The sequence below is a fragment of the Streptomyces araujoniae genome (genome assembly GCF_050871195.1).
In the GTDB taxonomy this organism is placed as follows: Bacteria; Actinomycetota; Actinomycetes; order Streptomycetales; family Streptomycetaceae; genus Streptomyces; species Streptomyces bacillaris.
In genome coordinates, this window is record NZ_CP194070.1 from 3,919,380 (window position 1) to 3,943,116 (window position 23,737).

Consider the following 23,737-nt stretch of genomic DNA (forward strand, 5'->3'; position numbering starts at 1 on the left):
GTCGTGCGGCTGCCACACCGCGCGACCGGAAACCCGTACGGGTTACCGAGTTGTCCACACACGTCGATTCATCCACAGATCAGCGGGCCTCGCTGGTTCACGACCCCGAAAGCATGGCAGGCTCTGCTCATTGCGAGCCTGAAGTCGAGGAGAGTGAACCGTTGCGGTCCGACGCCAACATCGCGGGACCGATGACCGATCCGGTCCCCGGTCCCCGAACCGAGTCCCTGGGGGACGGTGTTTCACGTGAAACACCGCCGCCGATGGACGACACACCCATCGGTCGTGCCGCCCAGCTGGCGGTCGAGGCCCTCGGTCGCGCCGGTGAGGGGCTGCCTCGCCCCGACCGGACCCGCGTCATCGTGGTGGCCAACCAGAAGGGCGGGGTCGGTAAGACGACCACGACGGTCAACCTCGCTGCCTCGCTGGCCCTGCACGGCGCGCGGGTCCTGGTGGTCGACCTCGACCCTCAGGGCAATGCCTCCACGGCCCTGGGGATCGACCACCACTCCGAGGTCCCCTCGATCTACGACGTCCTGGTGGAGAGCCGCCCGCTCTCCGAAGTGGTCCAGCCCGTTCCGGACGTCGAGGGCCTCTTCTGCGCCCCCGCCACGATCGATCTCGCCGGTGCGGAGATCGAGCTGGTGTCGCTGGTGGCGCGCGAGAGCCGCCTCCAGCGGGCCATTCAGGCGTACGAGCAGCCGCTGGACTACATCCTCATCGACTGCCCTCCCTCCCTGGGCCTTCTCACCGTGAACGCGATGGTGGCCGGGGCGGAAGTGCTGATCCCCATCCAGTGCGAGTACTACGCGCTGGAGGGCCTGGGCCAGCTGCTGCGCAACGTCGACCTGGTGCGGGGCCACCTGAACCCCGAACTCCATGTCTCGACCATCCTGCTGACCATGTACGACGGCAGGACCAGGCTCGCCTCCCAGGTCGCCGAGGAGGTCCGTACGCACTTCGGCAAGGAAGTGCTGCGGACGAGCATCCCGCGGTCCGTCCGTATCTCCGAGGCGCCGAGTTACGGACAGACCGTGCTGACCTATGACCCCGGGTCCAGCGGCGCGCTCTCCTACCTCGAAGCCGCCCGGGAGATCGCCCTGCGGGGCGTCGGGGTGCACTACGAGGCCCAGCACGCCCACCCGGGCCTGCAGAACAGCCAGCAGAACGTTTCGGAGGCATTCAGTGAGTGAGCGACGTAGAGGGCTGGGGCGCGGGCTCGGTGCGCTGATCCCCGCCGCTCCCCAGGAGAAGCAGGTGCCGGGCCCGGGCGGCGGTCCGGCGTCAGGCGGAGGGCCGGTGCTGACGGCGGAGCGGGGTGTGGCGGCCGCGAAGGTGACCGGGCTCCCGTCCTCCCCGGTCGTGCCGGAGCCGGCATCCGCGCCGGAGCAGGAGACTGGGACGTCCGGCGCGTACTTCGCCGAGCTGCCGGTCGGTTCGGTCACGCCGAACCCCCGCCAGCCCCGCGAGGTGTTCGACGAGGACGCTCTGGCCGAGCTGGTCACCTCCATCAAGGAGGTGGGCCTGCTCCAGCCGGTCGTCGTCCGCAAGCTGGGGGCGGACCGCTACGAGCTCATCATGGGTGAGCGCCGTCTGCGGGCCTCCCGGGAAGCCGGGCTCGACCGGATTCCGGCGATCGTCCGGGACACGGACGACGAGAAGCTCCTTCTGGACGCGCTGCTGGAAAACCTGCACCGGGCTCAGCTGAACCCGCTGGAGGAGGCTGCCGCGTACGACCAGCTGCTCAAGGACTTCAAGTGCACCCATGACCAGCTGGCCGACCGCATCGGGCGGTCCCGGCCCCAGGTCTCCAACACGCTGCGGCTCCTGCGGCTCTCGCCGCCGGTGCAGCGGCGGGTGGCCGCTGGTGTTCTCTCGGCCGGTCACGCCCGCGCCCTGCTGTCGGTGGACGACTCCGAGGAGCAGGACCGGCTGGCCCACCGCATTGTGGCGGAAGGGCTCTCGGTCCGCGCGGTCGAGGAGATCGTGACGCTCATGGGGTCGCGTCCCACCAGCTCACCGAAGCCGAAGGGGCCCCGTGCCGGTGGGCGGCTGTCGCCCGCGCTCTCGGATCTGGCGACCCGGCTCTCCGACCGCTTCGAAACCCGGGTGAAGGTCGACCTGGGCCAGAAGAAGGGAAAGATCACCGTCGAGTTCGCCTCGATGGAGGATCTGGAGCGGATTCTCGGCTCCCTCGCCCCGGGCGAGGGAAAGGTGCTGGAGCGTGGGCTCGCCGAGGCGGCCGACGACGGCGAGAGCTGACCTCCAGGAGTCTCGTGCCTGCGGGCAGCAGGTGAAGGGCGGGCCGTGTCCCCGGTGCATACCGGAACACGGCCCGCCCTTTGCCCTCTCTCGGTGTCCGCATCACCTCTGGGTGGATACGATGCGATCTGGGATGGCCCATCCACGGTGATCGACCTCGAAGGAGGGCGGGGACCTTGCGAGCAGTGAGCCGCAGCCGGCTGGTGACAGTCGGGCTGGGCCTGGGAGCCCTCGGGGGATTCGTCGGCAGCCTCTTCCACGAACGGAACACGCTGGCGGCCGCACGCGATGCGGCAGGCGAGAGAAGTGAGGAATCGCCGCCATGGGGCGTCGGCTTGTACCGCTCACCTTGGACAACCTTCAGGATCTCCCCGAACGCTGCCGAGCGTGCGTCTTCTGGGAGCTTGACCCGGTCAGCGGGGAAGCCGCGGTAAAGGCGGGCAAGTCGGAGCTGGAGAAGGAGGCCTGGATCTCCGCGGTCCTCCTGGAGTGGGGCTCCTGCGGCCGGGTGGTCTATGTGGACGATGTCCCGGTGGGGTTCGTTCTCTATGCGCCGCCCGCCTACGTTCCGCGCTCGACGGCCTTCCCCACCAGCCCGGTCTCCCCCGACGCCGTTCAGCTCATCACCGGTCTGATCGTTCCGGGGTACCAGGGCCAGGGTCTCGGCCGCGTCATGGTGCAGACGGTCGCCAAGGACGTACTGCGCCGGGGCTTCAAGGCGATCGAGGCGTTCGGGGACGGCCGCGCGGAGGAGTTCGGCTGTGTGCTCCCGGCGGATCATCTGCTGGCGGTCGGCTTCAAGACCGTGCGCCCCCACCCCCGGTACCCACGGCTCAGGCTGGAGCTACGGACCACGCTCTCCTGGAAGGAGGACGTCGAGATGGCTCTCGACCGGCTTCTGGGAGTGGTGCAGAAGGAGCCGGCGCTGCGCCCGCTCTGACGGCGGCCCGGCCACTACGTGAAACGGGCCCACCCCCGACTGCGGGGGTGGGCCCGTTTCACGTGAAACATCGCGCTGGGCGCGTGACTACTTGGCGCTGATGAAGCCTTCGAGGTCGCGCAGAATCGCGGCCTTCGGCTTGGCACCGACGATGGTCTTGGCGACCTCGCCGCCCTGGTAGACGTTCAGCGTGGGGATGGACATCACGCCGTACTTGGCGGCGGTGGCCGGGTTCTCGTCGATGTTGAGCTTGACGATCTCGATCTGGTCGCCGTGCTCCGCCGCGATGGCCTCCAGCGAGGGGGCGATCTGACGGCACGGACCGCACCAGGCAGCCCAGAAGTCGACGAGGACGGGCTTCTCGCTCTTGAGGACGACGTCGTCGAACGTGTCGTCGGTAACGTGCTTCAGGTCGCCGGCCACGGCGGCCTCCTTGATCTCTGGGGGGTGGACGTGCGGTGGGAAGTTCAGACGGCCGGGGTCTTCTCCGGCTCGGCGGGCTGGGCGTCGGCCAGTGCGGCGAGGTACCGCTCGGCGTCCAGCGCCGCGGAGCAGCCGGTGCCCGCGGCGGTGATGGCCTGCCGGTAGGTGTGGTCGACCACGTCGCCGGCGCCGAAGACACCGGTCAGGTTGGTGCGGGTGGAGGGCGCCTCGACCTTCAGGTACCCCTCGTCGTCGAGCTCCAACTGCCCCTTGAACAGCTCGGTGCGCGGGTCGTGGCCGACGGCGATGAAGAGGCCGGTCACGGGAAGCTCGGAGGTCTCGCCGGTCTTGGTGTTCCGCAGGACCAGGCTCGAGAGCTTCTGGTCGCCCTTGACCTCGGCGACCTCACTGTCCCAGGCGAACTTGATCTTCGGGTCGGCGAAGGCCCGGTCCTGCATCGCCTTGGAGGCGCGCAGGGTGTCGCGGCGGTGGACGATCGTGACGGACTTGGCGAAGCGGGAGAGGAACGTCGCCTCCTCCATGGCCGTGTCGCCACCGCCGACCACGGCGATGTCGTGGTCCTTGAAGAAGAAGCCGTCACAGGTGGCGCACCAGGAGACACCGCGGCCGGAGAGGGCGTCCTCGTTGGGCAGGCCGAGCTTGCGGTGCTGGGAGCCGGTGGTGACGATGACGGCCTTGGCCCGGTGCACGGTGCCCGCGGTGTCGGTGACGGTCTTGATGTCACCGGTGAGGTCGACGGCGACGACATCGTCCGGGACGAGCTCTGCGCCGAAGCGCTCGGCCTGGGCCCGCATGTTGTCCATCAGCTCGGGACCCATGATGCCGTCCTGGAAGCCGGGGAAGTTCTCCACGTCGGTGGTGTTCATCAGGGCACCGCCGGCCGTGACCGCGCCTTCGAAGACCAGCGGGTTGAGTGAGGCACGAGCGGTGTAGAGCGCGGCGGTGTACCCGGCCGGTCCGGAGCCGATGATGATCACATTACGGACGTCGCTCACGGGTTTCTTCCTCGTCTCTGCAGACTGCCTACTGCCTACGGGGGGCTGTACAACGACTCTCACCCCACCCAACGGATCCTACGGGTGAAGCATTCCCGATACGCCGTAGTGGTCCTCAGGGGCGGTCGTACGCCTCCGTGAGCAGCAGCCGACCCGTCGACCCGGGAGCGGTGTCCACGCAGGAGGCGGCCACGACATAGGCCTGCACGCGGGTGGCGTCACTCGCGTGCGGGAGGACGACGAGGAAGGCGGCCGTCCCCTGATAGGTCCCCTCGTCGATGGCGAGCGCCGGAGTGGTGCGGCCGGTCGCCTGCTGCACACACGGAGGTACGGCGACGGCGGGGGCGCTGAGAGGGTTCCTGGAGGCGGTGGCGTCGGGGGTGCCCCCCTCGGGCACCGCGTGTTCGTCGATGTGCGGCGACTGCTTCTGCCCGGTGAAGTCCTCGGTGCCCGCCCCGCCGGCCAGGAGGTCCCGGACGCTGGTCTCCAGCGTGTCCTGCGCGTAGCTGTGCGCCGCGCTCTCGGAGGAACTGATCGCGCGGTCGGCCGACATGCCCGCCGAATCAGGGGACGAGGAGAGGTTCTGGAGGAGGAACACACTCAGGCCGATGACGGCCGCGCCGCATGCGGTGCCCAGGAACACCGCACGGCGGCGGCGCCGGGTGCGGCGGCCGGGTCCCGTGGCTCCCTGGGGGCGTCCTGCGGGACGATCCGGGGAGGAGTTGGTGCGGGGCGTCGAGAGCGAGGCACCGCCGGTCTCCGTGCTCTCTGTTTCACGTGAAACATCGGCGTCGCGAGAGACGGTTCCGGCGTGGGAGGCATCAGCCGCTTCGTCGGCGGGAGCATCCGTCCGGGCCTCGGCGGCGAGCGCCGCGTCGATGCGGGCAGCGATGTCCTCAGGCATCGGCCCGGGCTCCGGCAGGGTGCCGAGCAGCCCGCGGATCTCCTCCAGGGAGTCCCGTACCTCTGCGCACGGCTCGCACTCCGCGAGATGGTCGCGGATTTCGTCGGCGCGGGAAGCGGGCAGCAGCCCCTCCGTGAGATCGGAGATCTCGGAGATCTCCGGGTGCTGAGCCGTGTCGGTCGTGGATGTCATGGGCGTCCACCTCCTCCCTTCGCAGCGGCCGGGTTGTTCGTTTCCGTGTCCTGCGGTCCTGACGCCGGTGGGACGGATGGACCGGGCGTCCGGTTCCTTCCGGTGTCCGGGGCCTTCCCGTCGGGGTCCTCGTTGCCGTTCCCGCCGCGCAGGTGCCGGACCAGGGGGGCCAGTCTTGCCCGTCCCCGGGCGCACCGGCTCTTCACGGTCCCGGTCGGCACGTTGAGGATGCCGGCGGCCTCGGCCACGGGGTAGCCCTGCATGTCGACCAGGACGAGGGCCGCGCGCTGTTCGGCGGGCAGCGTGGCCAGGGCGGCGAAGACCTGGCGGTGCAGATCCTGCCGTTCGGCGGGGGCCTCGGCCGACTCGTGCGGCTCCAGGAGCTGGTCGAGCCGGTCCGCGTCGTCCACCGGTGACGTCTTGCGGGAGGCGGCCTTGCGGACCCGGTCGAGGCAGGCGTTGACGGTGATGCGGTGCAGCCAGGTGGTGACGGCGGACTGGCCGCGGAAGGTGTGGGCGGCGCGGAAGGCGGAGACCAGGGCGTCCTGGACGGCGTCGGCCGCCTCCTCCCGGTCCCCGAGAGTGCGCAGCGCCACGGCCCACAGCCGGTCGCGGTGGCGGCGTACGAGTTCACCGAAGGCGTCGGGGTCGCCCGCCACATGGCGGGCGAGCAGGTCCGAGTCGCTCGGTGCCTCGGGTGGAACGGAATCCACCGTGCTCCCCCTCCGAACCGGGTCCGATGTCGTGTGCCACATTAACCGGCCCGGAGCCCGGCGATCAGGGCCGGTGCGGAGTCTCCACACCGGCTCCCGATCAGCCGAGGACGGAGATGTCGGTGATCCCGCCGCGGTAGCCGCCGGTGCCGTCCGCGGGCAGCTCCGTGATGTGGATCAGGACGTAGCGCGTCCGTACGGGCTTCTCCAGCTCCTGCTTGAGCGTCTTTCCGGCGACCTGCTTCCCGGAGATCCGCTGGGGGAAGTCCGCCGACGAGGACGGTGACGTGGTGTCCGGATCCGCCGCGAACACCGCGGTCGTCTGACCGGAGCGGTACATGCCGATCTCGACGGAGCGCACGTCCTGGACCTTGCCCAGGTCGACGATGATTCCGCTGCCCTGCTTGCGCTGCGGCAGATTGCCGAAGTTGGCGAAGCCCAGGTAGCGGTTGGTGATCCACGCCGTGCTGGAGTCGTCGTCGATGGCGTTCGGTACGCCCGACGGCTGGATCCCCGAGCCGTCAGGCATGAACTCGGTGGCCCCGGCGATGGTCAGCGGCTTGGGTGGGGCGGGCGGCTGCTTCTCGTCGTCGGTGGGCTGCGTGACTCCGGGGTCGTCGGAGCCCTTGCGCTGGTCGAGCAGGATCTCCGCGAGCTGCCAGCTGCCGAGGCCGAGAGCGGCGATGAGCAGTGCCGAGACGCTCCACTTGAGGATCCGTCCGGTGCGGCTCTGCAGCGGGGCCGGAGGGGCTGCCAGCACCGGTTGGGCCGCGGACGACGGAACGGTGGACGGCCGTCCGTAGGTGCCCTGCTGATAGGTCGTCCGCTGGTAGGCGGGCTGCTGGTACACGGGCTGGGCGGCGAACGTGGGCTCCGGCGGCCGGACGCGCGGCATGGCCACGACGGCCTTGGCCAGCTCCTCGGGCGTCGTGCAGGGCGGCTCCTGCCGGGAGGCGGTGGCCCCGTCGTTGGCGAGCGCGCGCATGGCGAGTTCGGAGAGGCCGCGATGGACGCCGGCGCGGACCTGGTCCGGGGCGATGAGGCCCATGCCCTTGGGCAGCCCGGAGAGGCCGTACGCGTCGTTCTCGTACGGCCAGCGCTTGGTCAGCGCCGCGTACAGGAGCGCGCCGATCGCCTCGGTGTCCTGGGCCAGGGGGCGGTCGGAGACGACACCGCGCAGGGCGGCGTTCACGGCGAGGCCGCGGATCCGGTACTGGCCGGTCGAGCTGCGCAGGACGGCGCCGGGGGTGAGGCGCAGATGGGTGAGGCCTTCGCGGTGGGCGGCGGCCATCGCGTGGGAGAGCTGGCTGACGAGCTGGTAGGCGTCGTGGGCCTCCATCGGCCCGGCGGCCAGCAGCGCGGTCAGCTCGGTGGCGTCGGGGAGCCATTCGTGGACGACGTAGACGAGGTCGCCCTCCTCGACGGCGTCCAGCACCTGGACGAAGCGGGGGTCGCCGAGCAGGGCGGACGAGCGGGCCGCCGCCAGTACGGAGCGGGCCCGCGGGTGGGTGGCGGGCAGCAGGTGGACGCCGACCGCGCGGCGCAGTTTCTCGTCGACGGCCCGCCAGCTGCTGAAGCCGTCCAGCCGGGTGACGCACTCCTCCAGGCGGTAGCGCCCGGCGAGTTTGTGGCCGCTGTGGACGTCGGGGGTGGCCGGAACGGCCTCGGAACGTGCCCGCCCGTCGTCCTGGCCCTTGGAGTTCTCGGGCTTCTCGGGGCTCGTGCCCTCGGTCTCCTCGGCCTGCGCCGTTCCGTCGTTCGTGGTCTCGTCCGCCTTGGCGGCCGGCGGCTCGTCGCCGCCGTTGTGGGCCACGTCGACGGCAGCCGTGCTACGTTCCGCCACCGTCGTTCCTGCCTCCCCATCCGTTGCGCGAAGCCGGCCAGCTCGCCACAGTCACGCCAATTGTGCCCACACTCCGGCGCTATGCACGACACGCGGAGTCCGGGGATGGTTGTGCGACCGTGCGCTCATTCAGCGACCGAGCCGTCCACGGACCATCCCGACCAGGCCGTTGACCTCTTCGATGCGCATCTTCTTCGCCGCGACGAAGAAGATGCCCAGGAGGACGATGCCACCGCAGATCAGCGCTGCCAGCGATCCGGCGGCGCCGGAGCCGAGCAGTTCGAGGATCGCGTAGCCGACGCCGCCGCCGAGCAGGGCCGCGGGGACGGCCGCCATGCAGAGCCGGGCGTAGGTCCGTACGACGTGCGCGCCGTCCAGGTCGCCGCCGAGCCGGGTGCGCAGCCGGCGCCAGGCGACGCCGACACCGACCGCGTAGGCCAGGCCGTAGGAGAAGGCCATGCCGACGACGGCCCAGCGGGCCGGGAGGACGACGTAGCAGAGGGCGGAGGCGGCGGCGTTGACGGCGGCCACGATGACCGTGTTGTAGAAGGGGGTCCGGGTGTCCTCGTACGCGTAGAAACCGCGGAGGACGACGTACTGCACGGAGTACGGGATCAGGCCGAGGGCGAACGCCATCAGGATGAAGCCCATGGACCGGGCGGCCTCCGCGCCGCTGGAGGCGTACAGCAGGGTGCACATCGGCAGACCGAGCGCGAGGAAGGTGAAGGCGACCGGGACGATCGCGACGGCGGAGTTCCGCAGCCCCTGCGAGATGTCGTCGCGGACCGCGCCGGGGTCGTTGTCGTGGGCGGCCCGGGAGATGCGGGGCAGCAGCGCGGCCATGACGGAGACGGTGATGATGGCCTGCGGCATGCCCCAGATCAGCTGGGCGTTGGAGTAGGCGAGGAAGCCCGTGCCGTCCTTGTCGGACAGCTTGCCCGCCGCGGTGGCGAGCTGGGTGACGACCAGGACACCGGCCTGGTTGGCGAGGACGAACAGCACGGTCCACTTGGCCAGCTTGACCGTCTTGCCGAGCCCGTGGCCCTTCCAGTCGAACCGGGGGCGGAAGCGGAAGCCCGCCTCGCGCAGGTACGGGATCATCGCCAGCGCCTGGACGACCAGCCCGAGCAGGGTGCCGATGCCCAGCAGCCGGATCCCCTCCGGCGGGATCGTGTCCACGCCCATCCGGGATTCGGCGGAGGTGCCGTAGACCCAGATGAAGAGGCCGAACGTGATGATCATGACGATGTTGTTGAGGACCGGGGTCCACATCATCGCGCCGAACTTGCCCCGGGCGTTGAGGATCTGACCCATCACCACATGCACGCCCATGAAGAAGATGGTGGGCAGGCAGTACCGGGCGAAGGTGACGGCGACGCTGTTGGCGGCCACGTCGTCGGCGATCGTGCTCGACATCAGCTGGATCAGCACCGGCGCCACGAGGACCGCGACGGCCACGATCAGGCCGAGCGCGACCATCACCAGGGTCAGCAGCCGGTTGGCGAAGGCCTCGCCGCCGTCCTCGTCGTCCTTCATGGCACGGACGAGCTGCGGGACGAAGACCGAGTTGAGACCACCGCCGACGGTGAGGATGTAGATCATGGTCGGCAGGGTGTACGCGATGGTGAAGCTGTCACCGAGCAGCGCGGCACCGAGGGCCGCCGTGATCACCAGGGACCTGATGAAGCCGGTGAGCCGGGAGACGAGGGTGCCGGCCGCCATCAGGGCGCTGGACTTGAGCACTCCGGAGACCCGGCCGCCGGACTTCGGCGGAACGGGCGCGGGCGCGGGCTCCGGCTCGGGCGGACCCGGCGGCTTCCCGGCCCCTTCCTGGTCCCGGAAGAGGTGGGCGAAGGCGTCCGGCTCCCGCCGGTCGTCCGAGGCCTGGGTCACGAGGGCGTCGACGCCGACGAACTGCGTGGTCGCCAGACGGTCGCCGTACGGGAGGTGGCGCGAGGGCCCCGAGGGCTCGGGAGGCGGCGTCTGGGCCCAGATGCGCGGATCCGGGGCGTGCGGGGCCGCAGGCGGCTGCTGGTACAGCGCCTGCGGATCCTGGTAGGTGCCGGGAGGCGGCGGCGGGTGGGACGCCCGGTCGTAGAGCGCCTCGCCCACCGGGTCCTGGGCCGCGAGGTCCTGGGCCCGGTAGGGGTCGTCCTCGTAGGCGTGCTGGAGGTACGGGTCGGGCGGCACCTGGCCCCCCTGGCCCGCGCCCGGGGGGACCGGGGGGCCGGACGGAGACCCTGCTCCGCCGGCACCCTGGCCGCGGTCACCGTCGTACGGCGCGTTCATCGAAAAACCCCTACCTCATCGTCCCCGGCCGACCGGCCACGACAGACATCGCTCAACGGTCCACTTTCTCACCCGTTTCCGACGGGGCCCCGCTTTCCGGTCCGGTGTCCGGGGTCGGGTCACTCGGCTGCTCGGGTTCGCCGCCGTCGCCGTTCGCCGTGTCGCTTGCCACGGCACGCTTCCGGGCTGTGTACATCCGGACCCCGGCCAGCACCAGAAGCAGCAGACCACCGGCGATGACGAGCAGAACGGTGGGGGTGACCTCGGAGACCTTCACGGTGAAGGTCATCTCCTCGCCGTACGGTGTGCCGTCCTCGGTGAAGAGCCGGGCGGTCACCTGGGCGCGTCCGTTGGCGCTGGTCGCCGTGTCGAACTTCACCGACTGGCTGTGCCCGCCCGCGATCCTGACCGGCAGCTCGGCCTTCGTACCGTCGTCGTTGAACTTCAGCCGGATGTTGTCCGAGGAGAGCCGCAGGACGAGCCGGTCGACGCCCTGCACCAGCTTGTTCTGCACCGTCACCGGGATCGTCGCGCTGCGGCCGGAGAGGGTGACGTCCGACTTGTCGATCAGCTGAACCTCGCCGGTTAGGTCCTTCAGATACGTGAGTACGGCGTCCCGGTACTCCCGCGCCTCCGGGGCGCGGCCCCGCCAGGACGTCGACATCGAGCGGTTGACCGCGTTGCCGAACGGTGTCACCACGCGCTCGGGCTGGGTGAGGATGGTCTCGAAGCTGTCGACGGAACCCTGGGTGGTCCGGATGTCCTGGAACGCCTGGGTGGGCAGCTCCTGGCTGCGGAGCTTCTTCGGGTAGGCGGAGGCCCCCGGCACCTTGGTGGTCGCCAGGGGGTCCGGCTTCACCTCGGCGGCGGCCACCAGCTCCTGCGGCTGCGTCCACCGGTCGCCCGACAGGGCCTGGAGGGCGCGGGCCATCGTCTGTGCCTGGGCGGCCGTGGGCATCCGCTGGGGCGCCACGACGATGGAGCGCTCGTTGTCCGGTGCCTGCTCGTTGAGGGCGAGGGTCTGGGCGAGGAACTTCTGGACCGCGAGGGTCGAGGCGTCCGCCCGGAGCATGCTGCCCTCGAACGCGGTGGAGAGCCGGGCGTCGGCGACGACCGCGGTGGTCCCCCCGCCGATCGGCCGGGCCGCGGTCGGGGTGTACGGCAGGTTGCCGGTCTCCCGGAGGCTGTCGCTGCGGGCGATGACGTTGTGGGCGCCCGCGGAGGTCGCCACGTCCACGATGCCCGGGTCGACCGCGCCGTTCACGGGCCAGGCGAAGTCGGTGGACGGCTTCACATGGAGGATGGTCTCGACCGTGGTGGCGCCCACCGTGGAGGCGTTCTGGAGATGGCTGAGCGTCCCGGAGACGCCCTTGCCCCGGTGGGCGATCGAGGCCAGGTCCGGGTCGCCGAACGGCAGCGCGATCACCTTGCCGTCCTCCACCACCTTCTCCAGGGCGGTGAGCCACTGCCTGGCCACGGCCTGGTTCGTGCCCGGGACGGTGCTCTCGCCGGACTTCACGTGGTACGACCCGGCCATCGCGGCGGCGCTCGCCAGCAGGTCCGGGTCGATCACCCAGGTGACGGGGAGGCGGCTGCCCAGGGCGACCATCTGCTCCAGCCGGCCGCCGGGCGCCAGCTCCTTCGCCAGGGAGTCGTCGGTGAAGACCGGCGTCTGCTGTTCGTCGGAGCGGGTCTGCGCGGTGACGTGCGGGGAGGCGACGAGCGGCCAGAGGAAGGTGAGCTTCGTCCGCTTGTCGCTCTTCTCGGGCTGCCAGGGGAGGTACGAGCGCTGGATGCCCAGCACCTGCTCGTAGGAGGAGGCAGAGGTGCGGCCGGTGACCGACACCCCCAGCTGGTAGACGCCCGAGGCGCCGAGGTCCAGTTTGTCGACGGGGACGGTGAGCGTGAAGTCCTGGCCGATCCCCTTGCGGAGCGAGGGGAGCTTCAGCGCGAACTCGTCGTCGATCGGGACCGGGTCGGCGCCGGGGAGATACCCCTTGCGCTTGGCGGCGTCGTCGACCTCGCCCCGCCCGGAGAGGCGCGGGCCCACCCGCAGCTCGACCTCCGCGTCGTCGATCGTCTCCTTGCCCTGGTTGGTGAGCGTCCCGGAGACGGTCAGGGTGTCCCCCTCCGCGGGGGCGGCGGGGGAGAGCGTGTCCAGGGACACATCGACCGTACGGGAGCCTGTAGGGGCCTTCAGGGCCGTCACGGGCGTGGCCGCGGCCGCACTCCCGGCGGCAGGAACGGCCAGCAGACCGGCCAGCAGAGGTGCCCCGATGAGGCCGGAGGCTGTGCGCCGCAGCCACCGGCGGGCAGGAGAGGGACGCATCCCCTGGATGTCTGCCGCCTGGGCCACGCGTCTACCCGTTCCTCGTCGTCATCGGAGTCCGTCGGTCGTTGTCGGTCCTGCGTCCCCGCATGGTAACGAGGTGCGGAGGGCCGAAGTGCTGGGGTCCGGCTCACATGATCGCCGGAGGCCCGCAGGGCCGGGATAAACGGTGACGCCGCGGCCGGTCCGTGCACGTACCCTTTTCTGTTGTGCCGAACGCCAACGAAGAGAACGCCAGTGCCCTGAACCAGGTGCAGCATCGCGCGGTGAGTGAGCTGCTGCGTGTGTCCCCGGTCGCCGACGACCTCGCCCGCCGCTTCCGGGAGGCCGGATTCGGCCTCGCGCTGGTCGGTGGCTCGGTCCGCGACGCGCTGCTCGGCAGGCTCGGGAACGACCTGGACTTCACCACCGACGCCCGCCCCGAGGACGTACTGACCATCGTCCGTCCGTGGGCCGACGCGGTGTGGGAGGTCGGGATCGCCTTCGGCACCGTCGGCTCCCAGAAGGACGGCTACCAGATCGAGATCACGACCTACCGGTCGGAGGCGTACGACAGGACCTCGCGCAAGCCGGAGGTCTCCTACGGCGACTCCATCGAGGAGGACCTCGTACGCCGCGACTTCACGGTCAACGCGATGGCCGTCGCGCTGCCGGAGAAGGAGTTCATCGACCCGCACGGCGGTCTGAAGGACCTCGCCGACCGTGTGCTGCGCACCCCGGGGACGGCCGAGGCGTCCTTCTCGGACGACCCGCTGCGCATGCTGCGCGCCGCCCGGTTCGCGGCGCAGCTGGACTTCGAGGTGGCCCCTGATGTCGTCACCGCGATGACGGAGATGGCCGGCCGGATCGAGATCGTCTCCGCCGAGCGGGTCCGCGAGGAGCTGAACAAGCTTCTTCTCTCGGCCCACCCCCGTAAGGGCCTGGGGCTCCTCGTCGACACCGGGCTCGCCGATCACGTACTGCCCGAACTCCCGGCACTGCGGCTGGAGAGTGACGAGCATCACCGTCACAAGGACGTCTACGAGCACTCGCTGACCGTGCTGGAGCAGGCCATCGATCTGGAGGAGGACGGTCCCGACCTCGTCCTGCGGCTGGCCGCGCTGTTGCATGACATCGGCAAGCCGAGGACGCGGCGCTTCGAGAAGGACGGCCGGGTCTCCTTCCATCACCACGAGGTGGTGGGCGCCAAGATGACCAAGAAGCGCATGACCGCGCTGAAGTACTCCAACGACCTGGTCAAGGACGTGTCGAGGCTGGTCGAACTCCACCTGCGCTTCCACGGGTACGGAGACGGCGAGTGGACCGACTCCGCCGTCCGCCGGTACGTGCGGGACGCCGGGCCGCTCCTCGAACGCCTCCACAAGCTGACCCGGTCCGACTGCACGACCCGGAACAAGCGCAAGGCGAACGCCCTCTCCCGGACCTACGACGGCCTGGAGGAGCGGATCGCCCTGCTCCAGGAGCAGGAGGAGCTGGACTCCATCCGCCCGGACCTGGACGGCAACGAGATCATGAAGATCCTCGGGGTCGGTCCCGGTCCGGTGATCGGCAAGGCGTACGCGTTCCTGCTGGAGCTGCGGCTGGAGCACGGCCCGCAGGAGCGCGACGCCGCGGTGGCGGCGCTCAAGGAATGGTGGGCCGGGCAGAGCTGAGCCGGTGCGGATGGTGTTTCACGTGAAACACCATCCGCACCGGCTCCGTCGTCGGGTCAGTCGAGGGGGGGCGTTGTTTCACGTGAAACAACGCCCCCCCCTCGGTGCATCGGCTTCCGGCTCACCCGCCGCTGCTCGTGTATCGACGGCGGGACATCGCCACCGCGACGGCCGCGTACAGCACGGCCACCCCGACGATCACGGCGGTGGACCGTCCGTCGGGCGGGAGCATCAGCGCCGCCACCCCCGCCGCGCTCACGAACGCGACGTTGAAGAGCACGTCGTAGAGGGAGAAGACCCGGCCGCGGAAGGAGTCGTCCACCGAGGTCTGGACGACCGTGTCCGTCGCGATCTTCGAGCCCTGGGTCACGACACCGAGCACGAAGGCGGCGACCAGCATCGGTACGGGGGCGAAGGAGAGGCCAAGCGCCGGTACCAGGACGGCCGCCGATCCGGCACAGACCACGATCCAGCCGTACCGCCCGAACCGCCCCACTGCCCAGGGGGTCACCACGGCGGCGGTGAAGAAGCCCGCGCCGGAGACCCCGACGGCCAGGCCGAGGAGTGCCAGTCCGCCGGACTCGTCGTCCGACCATGCGTACCGGCAGAGCATGAGCACGGTCACGGTGAGCGCGCCGTAGCAGAAGCGGAGCACGGTCATGGCGGCCAGCGCCCGGGCCGCGTGCACCCGTTCTCCCAGATGACGCACTCCGGCGACGAGCCCGCGGGCGGTGATGGCGAGGGCGGCCCGGAGCCGGAGGGGCGTTCCGTCGGGGTCGGGCCCCAGCAGTGTCCGGGGCAGGCTCAGCGATGCCAGCGCGGAGAGCAGATAGAGCATGGCCCCCAGGAGCACGACCGCCGCGTCGGAGTCGTCGGCCGCCAGCCGTACGACGAAGGCGAGGCCGCCCCCGGCCGTGGCCGCGAGGGTACCGGCCGTCGGGGAGAGCGAGTTGGCGACGACGAGCCGCTCCTCGTCGACCACCCGTGGCAGCGCGGCGGAGAGCCCGGCCAGGACGAAGCGGTTGACGGCGGTGACGCAGAGGGCCGAGGCGTAGAAGAGCCAGTCCGGCACGGCGGCGAGGATCAGCAGGGCCGTGCAGGAGGCGAGACAGGCCCGCAGGAGGTTCCCGTACAGGAAGACCTGTCGGCGGGGCCAGCGGTCCAGCAGGACCCCGGCGAAGGGGCCGATCAGCGAGTACGGCAGGAGGAGCACCGCCATGGCCGAGGCGATGGCGGCTGCCGAGGTCTGCCGCTCCGGGGAGAAGACGACGTACGCGGCGAGGGAGACCTGGTAGACACCGTCGGCGCACTGGGAGAGGAGCCGCACGGTGAGCAGGCGGCGGAAGTTCCGCAGGCGCAGCAGGGTGCCCAGATCACGTGCGACAGACATGGGAGCAAGCGTCACACACGTCGGGGGTCCGCGGGCGGATTGCCCGGGGACCCCCGACGTGCGGCAGGAGGAGGTGAGCGTCGCCGCTCAGTTCTCCGGTGGAGCGGTCAGGCGGTGTGCCGGCTCAGCGCTCGGTCTCGCCCTTGATGAACTTCTCGACGTTCTCGCGGGCCTCGTCGTCGAAGTACTGCACGGGCGGCGACTTCATGAAGTAGCTGCTCGCGGAGAGGATGGGGCCGCCGATGCCGCGGTCCTTGGCGATCTTCGCCGCACGGACGGCGTCGATGATGACACCGGCCGAGTTCGGGGAGTCCCACACCTCGAGCTTGTACTCCAGGTTCAGCGGGACGTCACCGAAGGCGCGGCCCTCGAGGCGCACGTACGCCCACTTGCGGTCGTCCAGCCAGGCCACGTAGTCCGACGGGCCGATGTGGACGTTGCCGTCGCCCAGCTCGCGGTCACGGATCTGCGAGGTGACGGCCTGCGTCTTCGAGATCTTCTTGGACTCCAGGCGCTCACGCTCGAGCATGTTCTTGAAGTCCATGTTGCCGCCGACGTTCAGCTGCATCGTGCGGTCCAGGATGACGCCCCGGTCCTCGAAGAGCTTCGCCATGACGCGGTGCGTGATGGTGGCGCCCACCTGGGACTTGATGTCGTCGCCGACGATCGGGACACCGGCCTCGGTGAACTTGTCCGCCCACTCCTTGGTGCCGGCGATGAAGACCGGGAGGGCGTTGACGAAGGCGACCTTGGCGTCGATGGCGCACTGCGCGTAGAACTTCGCGGCGACCTCGGAACCGACGGGCAGGTAGCAGACGAGGACGTCGACCTGCTTGTCCTTGAGGACCTGGACGATGTCGACCGGGGCGTCCGCGGACTCCTCGATCGTCTCGCGGTAGTACTTGCCCAGACCGTCGTGGGTGTGGCCGCGCTGGACGGTGACGCCCGTGTTCGGCACGTCCGCGATCTTGATGGTGTTGTTCTCGCTGGCGCCGATGGCGTCCGCGAGGTCGAGGCCGACCTTCTTCGCGTCGACGTCGAAGGCGGCGACGAACTCGACGTCGCGGACGTGGTAATCGCCGAACTGGACGTGCATCAGACCGGGCACCTTGCCGGCCGGATCGGCGTCCTTGTAGTACTCGACGCCCTGCACCAGCGAGGCGGCGCAGTTGCCCACGCCTACGATGGCTACGCGAACCGAACCCATTCCGGTTGCTCCCTGTGTTATCGGTGTTTCCGATGAAGTCCCCGCGGAACGCGGTGACTTCACTTGGTGGTGTCGTCGGACGGATCCGGCGGGGTGTCACCCCGGCGCCGGGGCAGGCCGCCCGTCTCTCCTGATGTGTCCTGCTGAGCAGAGCCCTCGGGCGAGGATCGTCTCCGATCCCGTCCCGACCGCTCGCTCTCGATGAGCTCGTTCAGCCAGCGCACTTCGCGCTCCACGGACTCCATGCCGTGTCGCTGCAGCTCAAGTGTGTAGTCGTCGAGTCGTTCACGTGTGCGGGTGAGGGAGGCGCGCATCTTCTCCAGCCGCTCCTCCAGCCTGCTGCGCCGCCCTTCGAGCACCCGCATCCGCACCTCGCGTTCGGTCTGGCCGAAGAAGGCGAAGCGAGCGGCGAAGTGCTCGTCCTCCCAGGCGTCCGGACCGGTGTGCGAGAGCAGCTCCTCGAAGTGCTCCTTACCTTCCGCCGTCAGCCGGTAGACGATCTTGGCCCGGCGGCCTGAGAGCGAGGACGCCGCGGAGCTGTCCGCCTGGTCGCCGACGGGCTCCTCGATCAACCAGCCGTTGGCCACCAGCGTCTTGAGGCAGGGATAGAGCGTCCCGTAGCTGAACGCGCGGAAGATGCCCAGCGAGGTGTTGAGGCGTTTGCGCAGCTCATAGCCGTGCATCGGAGACTCGCGGAGCAGCCCGAGGACGGCGAACTCGAGGATGCCGGAGCGTCGGCTCACGTGCGTCTCCTCCTTCTGCCGCCGGTTCCGCGGGGACCCGCTGCCGGACTCACTGACGTACTTATGCCGCACTGATGTATCGACTCGATACATCAGCACGATAGATCGCGTTTGCGGGATCGACAAGGGTGACCTTCGTGAGCGGCGTCACATCGTCAATTCGTGGGAAGCGACTTGCGTTGTTTGGGGTGAAGTTCGGCCCTAGGCGGGTTTTGACCGTGCGTAGTCTGTGCGGCATGCAGACCACCGGGAACCGCGAGGCGCCGTTGCGCGTCAGTCATCGAGGACTGCCGGGCGGGCTGCGGATGAGCCTTCCGCAGGGCTGGTCCGTAATTCGGGGGGACCGGATCTCAACTGCCGCTTCCAGGCGCTCTCGCCTGCCCGAGGAGTAGTCGTTCCATGAGCGAGCACCGTCGCAAATCGTCTCAGCCGCAGGGTGGCGGGCGGGCCGCGGCCAGACGAGCCGCCCAGCAGTCCACAGGGCGCCGCGCGGCTCCGTCACGCAGAGCTACGTCCGAGTCACCTTCCGAGCCGCACGGCGGGGAGCGCCAGTACGGGACCCGTGCGGAGGCCCGTCGTGCGGCTCAGCGCGGCGGGAGCCGGCGGCGGGGCGGGGGCGAAGCCGGTCCTCCCGGCAAGAAGAGGGTCATCGACTACCCGCGGTACGGCAAGTACGGATTCCGTCGCTGGGTGCCCTCGTGGAAGCTGGTCTCGGGGCTCTGCATCGGCTTCCTCGGCCTGCTCATGGGCGTGGCGGGTGTCTCGTACGCCCTGGTGAGCAAGCCGAGCATCCAGGACGCGGCCAAGGCGCAGAACAACGTCTACTACTGGGCCAACGGCGAACAGATGGTGGCGACCGGCGGCGTCGTCAACCGCCAGGAGATCAGCTACGAGCAGATCCCCGAGGCGATGCGGAACGCCGTGGTCTCGGCCGAGAACAAGAGCTTCTGGAGCGACCGGGGCATCGACCCCAAGGGCATCGGCCGGGCCGTGTTCAACATGGCCACGGGCGGTCAGACCCAGGGTGGTTCGACCATCACCCAGCAGTACGTGAAGAACTCGCGGCTCAACCAGGACCAGACGTTCACGCGTAAGTTCAAGGAACTCTTCATCACCCTCAAGGTGGCCGGGGAGGAGGACAAGCGGGACGTCATGGCCGGCTACCTGAACGTCTCGTACTACGGACGCGGCGCCTCCGGTCTGCAGGCCGCGGCCCGTACGTACTACGACAAGGACGCCACGGACCTGGACCCGAGCGAGTGCGCCTTCCTGGCGACGCTGCTCAAGGGGGCCAGCTACTACGACCCGGCCGGCGCCGTCGAGATCGACAAGAACGCGACCCCCGAGGCCAACACCGAGCGGGCCAAGGACCGCTGGGAGTGGATCCTCGACGAGCAGGTCAAGGACGGCCGGATGACGGCCGCCGACCGGGCGAAGTACACCGAGTTCCCGATGCCCAAGCCGCCGCGGAAGAACGCGAAGCTGGGTGGTCAGACCGGTTACCTGGTGGAGCTGGCGCGCAAGTACTTCCTCGCCAACAACACCGAGAACATCACCGCCAAGGACATGGAGCTCGGCGGCTTCGAGATCCACACCACCTTCGACAAGAAGAAGGTGGAGCAGCTCACCGCCGCGGTGGACAAGGTCTACAAGGCCAAGATCAACCCGGAGAAGCGCCCCGAGACGGACACCCACGTGGAGTTCGGCGGGGCCTCGGTGGATGCCCAGACGGGCGCCATCCTCGCCACGTACGGCGGTCAGGACGCGACGAAGCACTTCACCAACAACGCCGACGCGACCGGCGCCCAGGTCGGCTCGACCTGGAAGCCCTTCGTCCTGGCGGCGGCGATGCAGTACGGCGCCCGCGACCCGAACCTCGGCTCCGAGCAGAACGAGTCCCAGCGCACCATCGTCTCGCCGGAGAGCGTCTACAACGGCGACAACAAGCTGCGGATCAAGAAGTACAACGGCGAGGTCTGGAAGAACGAGAACGACGAGGAGTGGCTCCAGACCAACGACGGACAGCAGGACTACGGTGACATCGACCTGCGGTACGCCATGGAGAAGTCGGCCAACTCCCCCTTCGTGCAGCTCGGTATGGACGTCGGGACGGACAAGGTCAAGGACGCCGCCGTCGCCGCCGGGCTGAAGGACGACGGCATGATGGCGGACTCCACCGTTCCGTCGTTCTCCATCGGTACGTCCTCGCCCAGCGCCATCCGGATGGCGGGCGCCTACGCCACCTTCGCCACGAGCGGCCAGCAGAACCCGACGTACTCGGTCACCGAGGTGAAGCAGGAGGGCAAGGTCGTCTTCAAGCACAAGAAGCAGTCCAAGCGTGCCTTCTCCTCGCTCATCGCGGACAACGTCACGGATGTCCTGAAGGGCGTGGTGGAGAAGGGCACCGGAAAGCCCGCGCGGCTCGAAGGGCGCGAGGCGGCCGGCAAGACCGGTACGACGGACGGCAACAAGTCCGCCTGGTTCGTCGGCTACACCCCCCAGATCTCGACGGCGATCAGCATGTTCCGGCTGGACGACGACGAGACCAACAAGGACCGCAAGTTCGAGGAGATGTTCGGCACCGGCGGCGAGGCGAAGATCCACGGAAGCTCGTTCCCGGCGACCATCTGGCACGACTACATGACCGTGGCGATGAAGGGGAAGAAGGCCGTCAAGTTCCCCGAGGCGCAGTCCATCGGCGAGACGGTCTGGGGCGGTGGCGCGGCCAGCCCGACCCCGACGCCGAGCCCGACGCCGTCCCCCTCGCCCTCCAGCGAGGAGCCGGAGCCCCCGACGCCGTCCCCGACGCCCACCACCCCGACGCCCACGCCGAGCAAGACCTGCGACGTCTGGGACTGGGACTGCCAGAACAACCCCAACGGCGGCGGAGCCAACGCCGGTGCCAACGGCGGAGCCAATGCGGGGGCCGACGGCGGCGGTGCCAACGCCGGAGCGAACGGCGGGGCCGACGGCGGCGGCGCCAACGCGGGAGCGGACGGCGGTGCCAACACCGGCACCACCGAGGGCACCACGGAAGGTGCCAACGGCGCGAACGGTGCCAACAACAACGGTGGCGGGGGGCTGTGGAGTGGCGCCACCGGCGGCTAGCCGCAGCGCGCCAGGGGCCGTGACGGGCCCCTGAAGCCCGTAGGACGAGGGCCGTCGCCACCCGGGAAGGGTCGGCGGCGGCCCTCGTCGTCTCCCGGCCGAGCCGGTCCCGCCTCCGGTGTCCTGGGCCCGGTCCGCCCCGGGCCACAGCCCCGTACGGCAGGATGTGCGGCATGCCAAGCCCCAGCGCAGAGGACACGAGCGTGCAGCAGCAGGAGCGGCCCGTCGTGCGGCCCACCGATCAGGACGAGGTCGCGGCGGCCGGCAGTGAGCTGTTCGGCGGGCGGGCGGGACGCTGGGCGCGGCTCGGCGACGGGCCGCTGACGCCCGTACGCGTCGTCGCCCTGACCATGATCGGGATGTTCGCCCTGGGCATGGTCCAGAAGATCCCCTGCTACGAGTGGGCCTGGTTCCGCGGCGCCACCTCGCAGTACACGCACGCCTGCTACTCCGACATCCCGCACCTCTTCCTGGGGCGCGGCTTCGCCGACGGTCTGATCCCGTACTTCGACCGGCTGAGCGGCGACATGCAGTACCTGGAGTACCCCGTACTGACCGGGGTGTTCATGCAGGTCGCCTCCTGGCTGACGCTGACCCCGGACAGCGACCCGATCCAGCAGCGCGAGCAGATGTACTGGATGGTCAACGCGGGCATGCTGATGATCTGCGCGGTGATCATCGCGGTGTGCACCGCACGGACGCACCGGCGGCGCCCCTGGGACGCCCTGCTGGTCGCGCTGGCCCCCGCCTTCGCCCTCACCGCCACCATCAACTGGGACCTGCTGGCCGTCGCGCTGACGGCCGCGGCGATGCTCATGTGGTCGCGGGGCCGGGTACTCGCGTTCGGCATCCTCATCGGCCTCGCGACGGCCGCCAAGCTCTATCCCGTGCTGCTGCTCGGCCCGCTCCTGGTGCTCTGCTGGCGGGCGGGGCGGTGGCGCGCGTACGGGACGGCGCTGCTCGGCGCGGCGGCGGCCTGGCTGGTGGTCAACCTGCCGGTGATGCTCTACGCCCCCGAGGGATGGCGGAAGTTCTACACCTTCAGCCGGGAGCGGCCCATCGACTTCGGCTCGTTCTGGCTGATCATCACCCAGCGCACCGGCAAGCCCATCGACGTCGAGACGGTCAACACCGCCTCCGTGGTCCTGATGGTGGTCTTCTGCGCGGGCATCGCGGGGCTGGCGCTCACCGCCGCGCGCCGGCCGCGCTTCGCCCAGCTGGCGTTCCTGGTGGTGGCCGCGTTCATCCTGACGAACAAGGTCTACTCACCGCAGTACGTGCTCTGGCTGATCCCGCTCGCCGTACTGGCCCGGCCGCGCTGGCGCGACTTCCTCATCTGGCAGGCCTGCGAGGTCATGTACTTCCTGGGGATCTGGTTCTACCTCGCGTACACCAGCGGTGGCGACAAGCACCAGGGGCTGCCGCAGGAGGGATACCAGCTCGCGATCGCCCTGCACCTGCTGGGCACGCTCTACCTGTGCGCCCTGGTCGTCCGGGACATCCTGCGGCCGGAGAAGGACCCGGTGCGCCGGGACGGGTCGGACGACCCGTCGGGCGGGGTGCTCGACGGGGCGCCGGACGCGTTCGTGCTGGCACCCGATCCCCGGGCGTCCGGGCAGCATCAGGCCCGGGCGGTCACGGAGAACCAGGTGGAGTGGGGCACGGCCCGGGAGCGCTGACCCGGGCCGCGTCCTCAGCGGTCGACGAGCCGGTCGTACTGCGTGGTCGTGTGGCGCAGATGGGCGACCAGCTCGTCACCGACCCGCGGCTCCTGCGCGTCCGAGGGCACGAACAGGATCGACACCTGCATGTGCGGCGGCTCGGCGAACCACCGCTGCTTGCCCGCCCAGACGAACGGTGACAGGTTGCGGTTGACCGTGGCCAGCCCCGCGCGCGCGACGCCCTTGGCCCGTGGCATCACCCCGTGCAGCGCCTTGGGCGCCTCCAGGCCGACCCCGTGCGACGTACCGCCGGCGACGACGACCAGCCAGCCGTCGGACGCGGCCTTCTGCTGGCGGTAGCCGAACCGGTCGCCCTTGACGACGGGCGTGACGTCCAGGACCGCGCCCCGGTACTCGGTGGCCTCGTGGTCGCCCAGCCAGAGCCGGGTGCCGATCCGGGCGCGGAAGCGGGTCTGTGGGAACTGCTGCTGGAGCCGGGCCAGCTCCTCGGCGCGCAGATGGCTGACGAACATGGTGTGCAGGGGCAGCCGGGCGGCGCGCAGCCGGTCCATCCACCCTATGACCTCCTCGACGGCGTCCGAGCCGTCGGTGCGGTCCAGCGGCAGGTGCAGCGCGAACCCTTCGAGCCGTACGTCCTCGATCGCCGCGTGCAGCAGTCCCAGCTCCTCCTCCTTGACGCCGTGACGCTTCATCGAGCTCATGCACTCGATGACGACCCGCGCGCCCACCAGGGCGTGGACCCCGTCGACGGAGGACACGGACCGGATGACCCGGTCCGGCAGCGGGACGGGCTCCTCGCCCCGGCGGAACGGGGTCAGGACGAGCAGGTCGCCGCTGAACCAGTCCTTGATCCTGGCGGCCTCGTAGGTGGTGCCGACGGCCAGGGTGTCGGCACCGAAGCGGATCGTCTCGTCGGCGAGCCGCTCGTGGCCGAAGCCGTACCCGTTGCCCTTGCAGACCGGTACGAGGCCGGGGAACTGGTCGATCACGGACTTCTGGTGCGCCCGCCAGCGCGCGGTGTCGACGTAGAGGGAGAGCGCCATG

Annotated in this window: 17 protein-coding genes; 6 read left to right on the forward strand and 11 right to left on the reverse strand. The window is 70.1% G+C overall.

Features of this window, described 5'->3' with window-relative positions; genetic code table 11:
• Nucleotides 1-113 precede the first annotated feature (113 nt).
• From ACQ9ZG_RS16630 to ACQ9ZG_RS16640, 3 genes are all read left to right on the forward strand, one after another.
• Complete coding sequence (locus tag ACQ9ZG_RS16630; protein ID WP_078562472.1) at nt 114-1,193, forward strand: ParA family protein; 1,080 nt, start codon at nt 114-116, stop codon at nt 1,191-1,193.
• Nucleotides 1,186-2,262: a ParB/RepB/Spo0J family partition protein gene (locus ACQ9ZG_RS16635; protein WP_028415811.1), complete on the forward strand. Its 1,077-nt coding sequence runs from the start codon at nt 1,186-1,188 to the stop codon at nt 2,260-2,262. Before ACQ9ZG_RS16630 ends, ACQ9ZG_RS16635 begins: the two co-directional genes overlap by 8 nt.
• Nucleotides 2,263-2,584: 322 nt before the next feature.
• Entirely contained in the window at nt 2,585-3,202 is a 618-nt protein-coding gene (locus ACQ9ZG_RS16640; RefSeq protein WP_018489838.1) for a GNAT family N-acetyltransferase, read from the forward strand.
• 87 nt (nt 3,203-3,289) lie between these two features.
• Here the strand turns inward: ACQ9ZG_RS16640 and trxA are convergent, their stop codons facing one another.
• The 7 genes from trxA to ACQ9ZG_RS16675 all read right to left on the reverse strand — a co-directional run bounded on the left by trxA (nt 3,290) and on the right by ACQ9ZG_RS16675 (nt 12,938).
• Nucleotides 3,290-3,625, reverse strand: coding sequence for a thioredoxin (gene trxA / locus ACQ9ZG_RS16645; RefSeq protein WP_018489839.1), 336 nt, complete (start codon nt 3,623-3,625; stop codon nt 3,290-3,292).
• A gap of 44 nt (nt 3,626-3,669) precedes the next feature.
• The gene (gene trxB / locus ACQ9ZG_RS16650; RefSeq protein WP_018489840.1) at nt 3,670-4,641 is read right to left on the reverse strand and encodes a thioredoxin-disulfide reductase; all 972 of its coding nucleotides are present in this window, start codon (nt 4,639-4,641) and stop codon (nt 3,670-3,672) included.
• Nucleotides 4,642-4,756: 115 nt separating this feature from the next.
• Complete coding sequence (locus ACQ9ZG_RS16655) at nt 4,757-5,737, reverse strand: anti-sigma factor family protein (RefSeq protein WP_109916810.1); 981 nt, start codon at nt 5,735-5,737, stop codon at nt 4,757-4,759.
• Entirely contained in the window at nt 5,734-6,450 is a 717-nt protein-coding gene (sigM, locus tag ACQ9ZG_RS16660; protein WP_099218649.1) for an RNA polymerase sigma factor SigM, read from the reverse strand. The genes ACQ9ZG_RS16655 and sigM overlap by 4 nt, the downstream gene beginning before the upstream one ends.
• Before the next feature lie 100 nt (nt 6,451-6,550).
• Complete coding sequence (locus tag ACQ9ZG_RS16665; protein WP_109916811.1) at nt 6,551-8,293, reverse strand: protein kinase family protein; 1,743 nt, start codon at nt 8,291-8,293, stop codon at nt 6,551-6,553.
• 129 nt (nt 8,294-8,422) lie between these two features.
• Entirely contained in the window at nt 8,423-10,582 is a 2,160-nt protein-coding gene (gene murJ, locus ACQ9ZG_RS16670) for a murein biosynthesis integral membrane protein MurJ (protein WP_109916812.1), read from the reverse strand.
• Nucleotides 10,583-10,634: 52 nt separating this feature from the next.
• Nucleotides 10,635-12,938, reverse strand: coding sequence for a DUF6049 family protein (locus ACQ9ZG_RS16675; RefSeq protein WP_109916813.1), 2,304 nt, complete (start codon nt 12,936-12,938; stop codon nt 10,635-10,637).
• Nucleotides 12,939-13,120: 182 nt separating this feature from the next.
• On the opposite strand from ACQ9ZG_RS16675, the gene ACQ9ZG_RS16680 reads away from it, so the two are divergent.
• Entirely contained in the window at nt 13,121-14,563 is a 1,443-nt protein-coding gene (locus ACQ9ZG_RS16680) for a CCA tRNA nucleotidyltransferase (RefSeq protein ID WP_028415805.1), read from the forward strand.
• Nucleotides 14,564-14,684: 121 nt separating this feature from the next.
• Here the strand turns inward: ACQ9ZG_RS16680 and ACQ9ZG_RS16685 are convergent, their stop codons facing one another.
• The 3 genes from ACQ9ZG_RS16685 to ACQ9ZG_RS16695 form a co-directional block, all read right to left on the reverse strand.
• Nucleotides 14,685-15,953: an MFS transporter gene (locus ACQ9ZG_RS16685; protein WP_109916814.1), complete on the reverse strand. Its 1,269-nt coding sequence runs from the start codon at nt 15,951-15,953 to the stop codon at nt 14,685-14,687.
• Between the two features lie 124 nt (nt 15,954-16,077).
• Nucleotides 16,078-17,160, reverse strand: coding sequence for an inositol-3-phosphate synthase (locus ACQ9ZG_RS16690; protein ID WP_026237848.1), 1,083 nt, complete (start codon nt 17,158-17,160; stop codon nt 16,078-16,080).
• 59 nt (nt 17,161-17,219) lie between these two features.
• The gene (locus ACQ9ZG_RS16695) at nt 17,220-17,903 is read right to left on the reverse strand and encodes a PadR family transcriptional regulator (RefSeq protein ID WP_109916815.1); all 684 of its coding nucleotides are present in this window, start codon (nt 17,901-17,903) and stop codon (nt 17,220-17,222) included.
• A 399-nt stretch (nt 17,904-18,302) separates the two neighbouring features.
• Between ACQ9ZG_RS16695 and ACQ9ZG_RS16700 the strand changes: the two genes are divergently transcribed.
• A complete protein-coding gene (locus ACQ9ZG_RS16700; RefSeq protein ID WP_258312326.1) occupies nt 18,303-21,011 on the forward strand; it encodes a transglycosylase domain-containing protein in 2,709 nt (902 codons plus the stop codon).
• Nucleotides 21,012-21,184: 173 nt separating this feature from the next.
• The gene (locus ACQ9ZG_RS16705; RefSeq protein WP_109916817.1) at nt 21,185-22,690 is read left to right on the forward strand and encodes a glycosyltransferase family 87 protein; all 1,506 of its coding nucleotides are present in this window, start codon (nt 21,185-21,187) and stop codon (nt 22,688-22,690) included.
• A gap of 14 nt (nt 22,691-22,704) precedes the next feature.
• Here ACQ9ZG_RS16705 and ACQ9ZG_RS16710 read toward each other — a convergent pair whose 3' ends face one another.
• A complete protein-coding gene (locus tag ACQ9ZG_RS16710) occupies nt 22,705-23,736 on the reverse strand; it encodes an alanine racemase (protein WP_028415800.1) in 1,032 nt (343 codons plus the stop codon).
• Between the last annotated feature and the right edge of the window lies 1 nt (nt 23,737).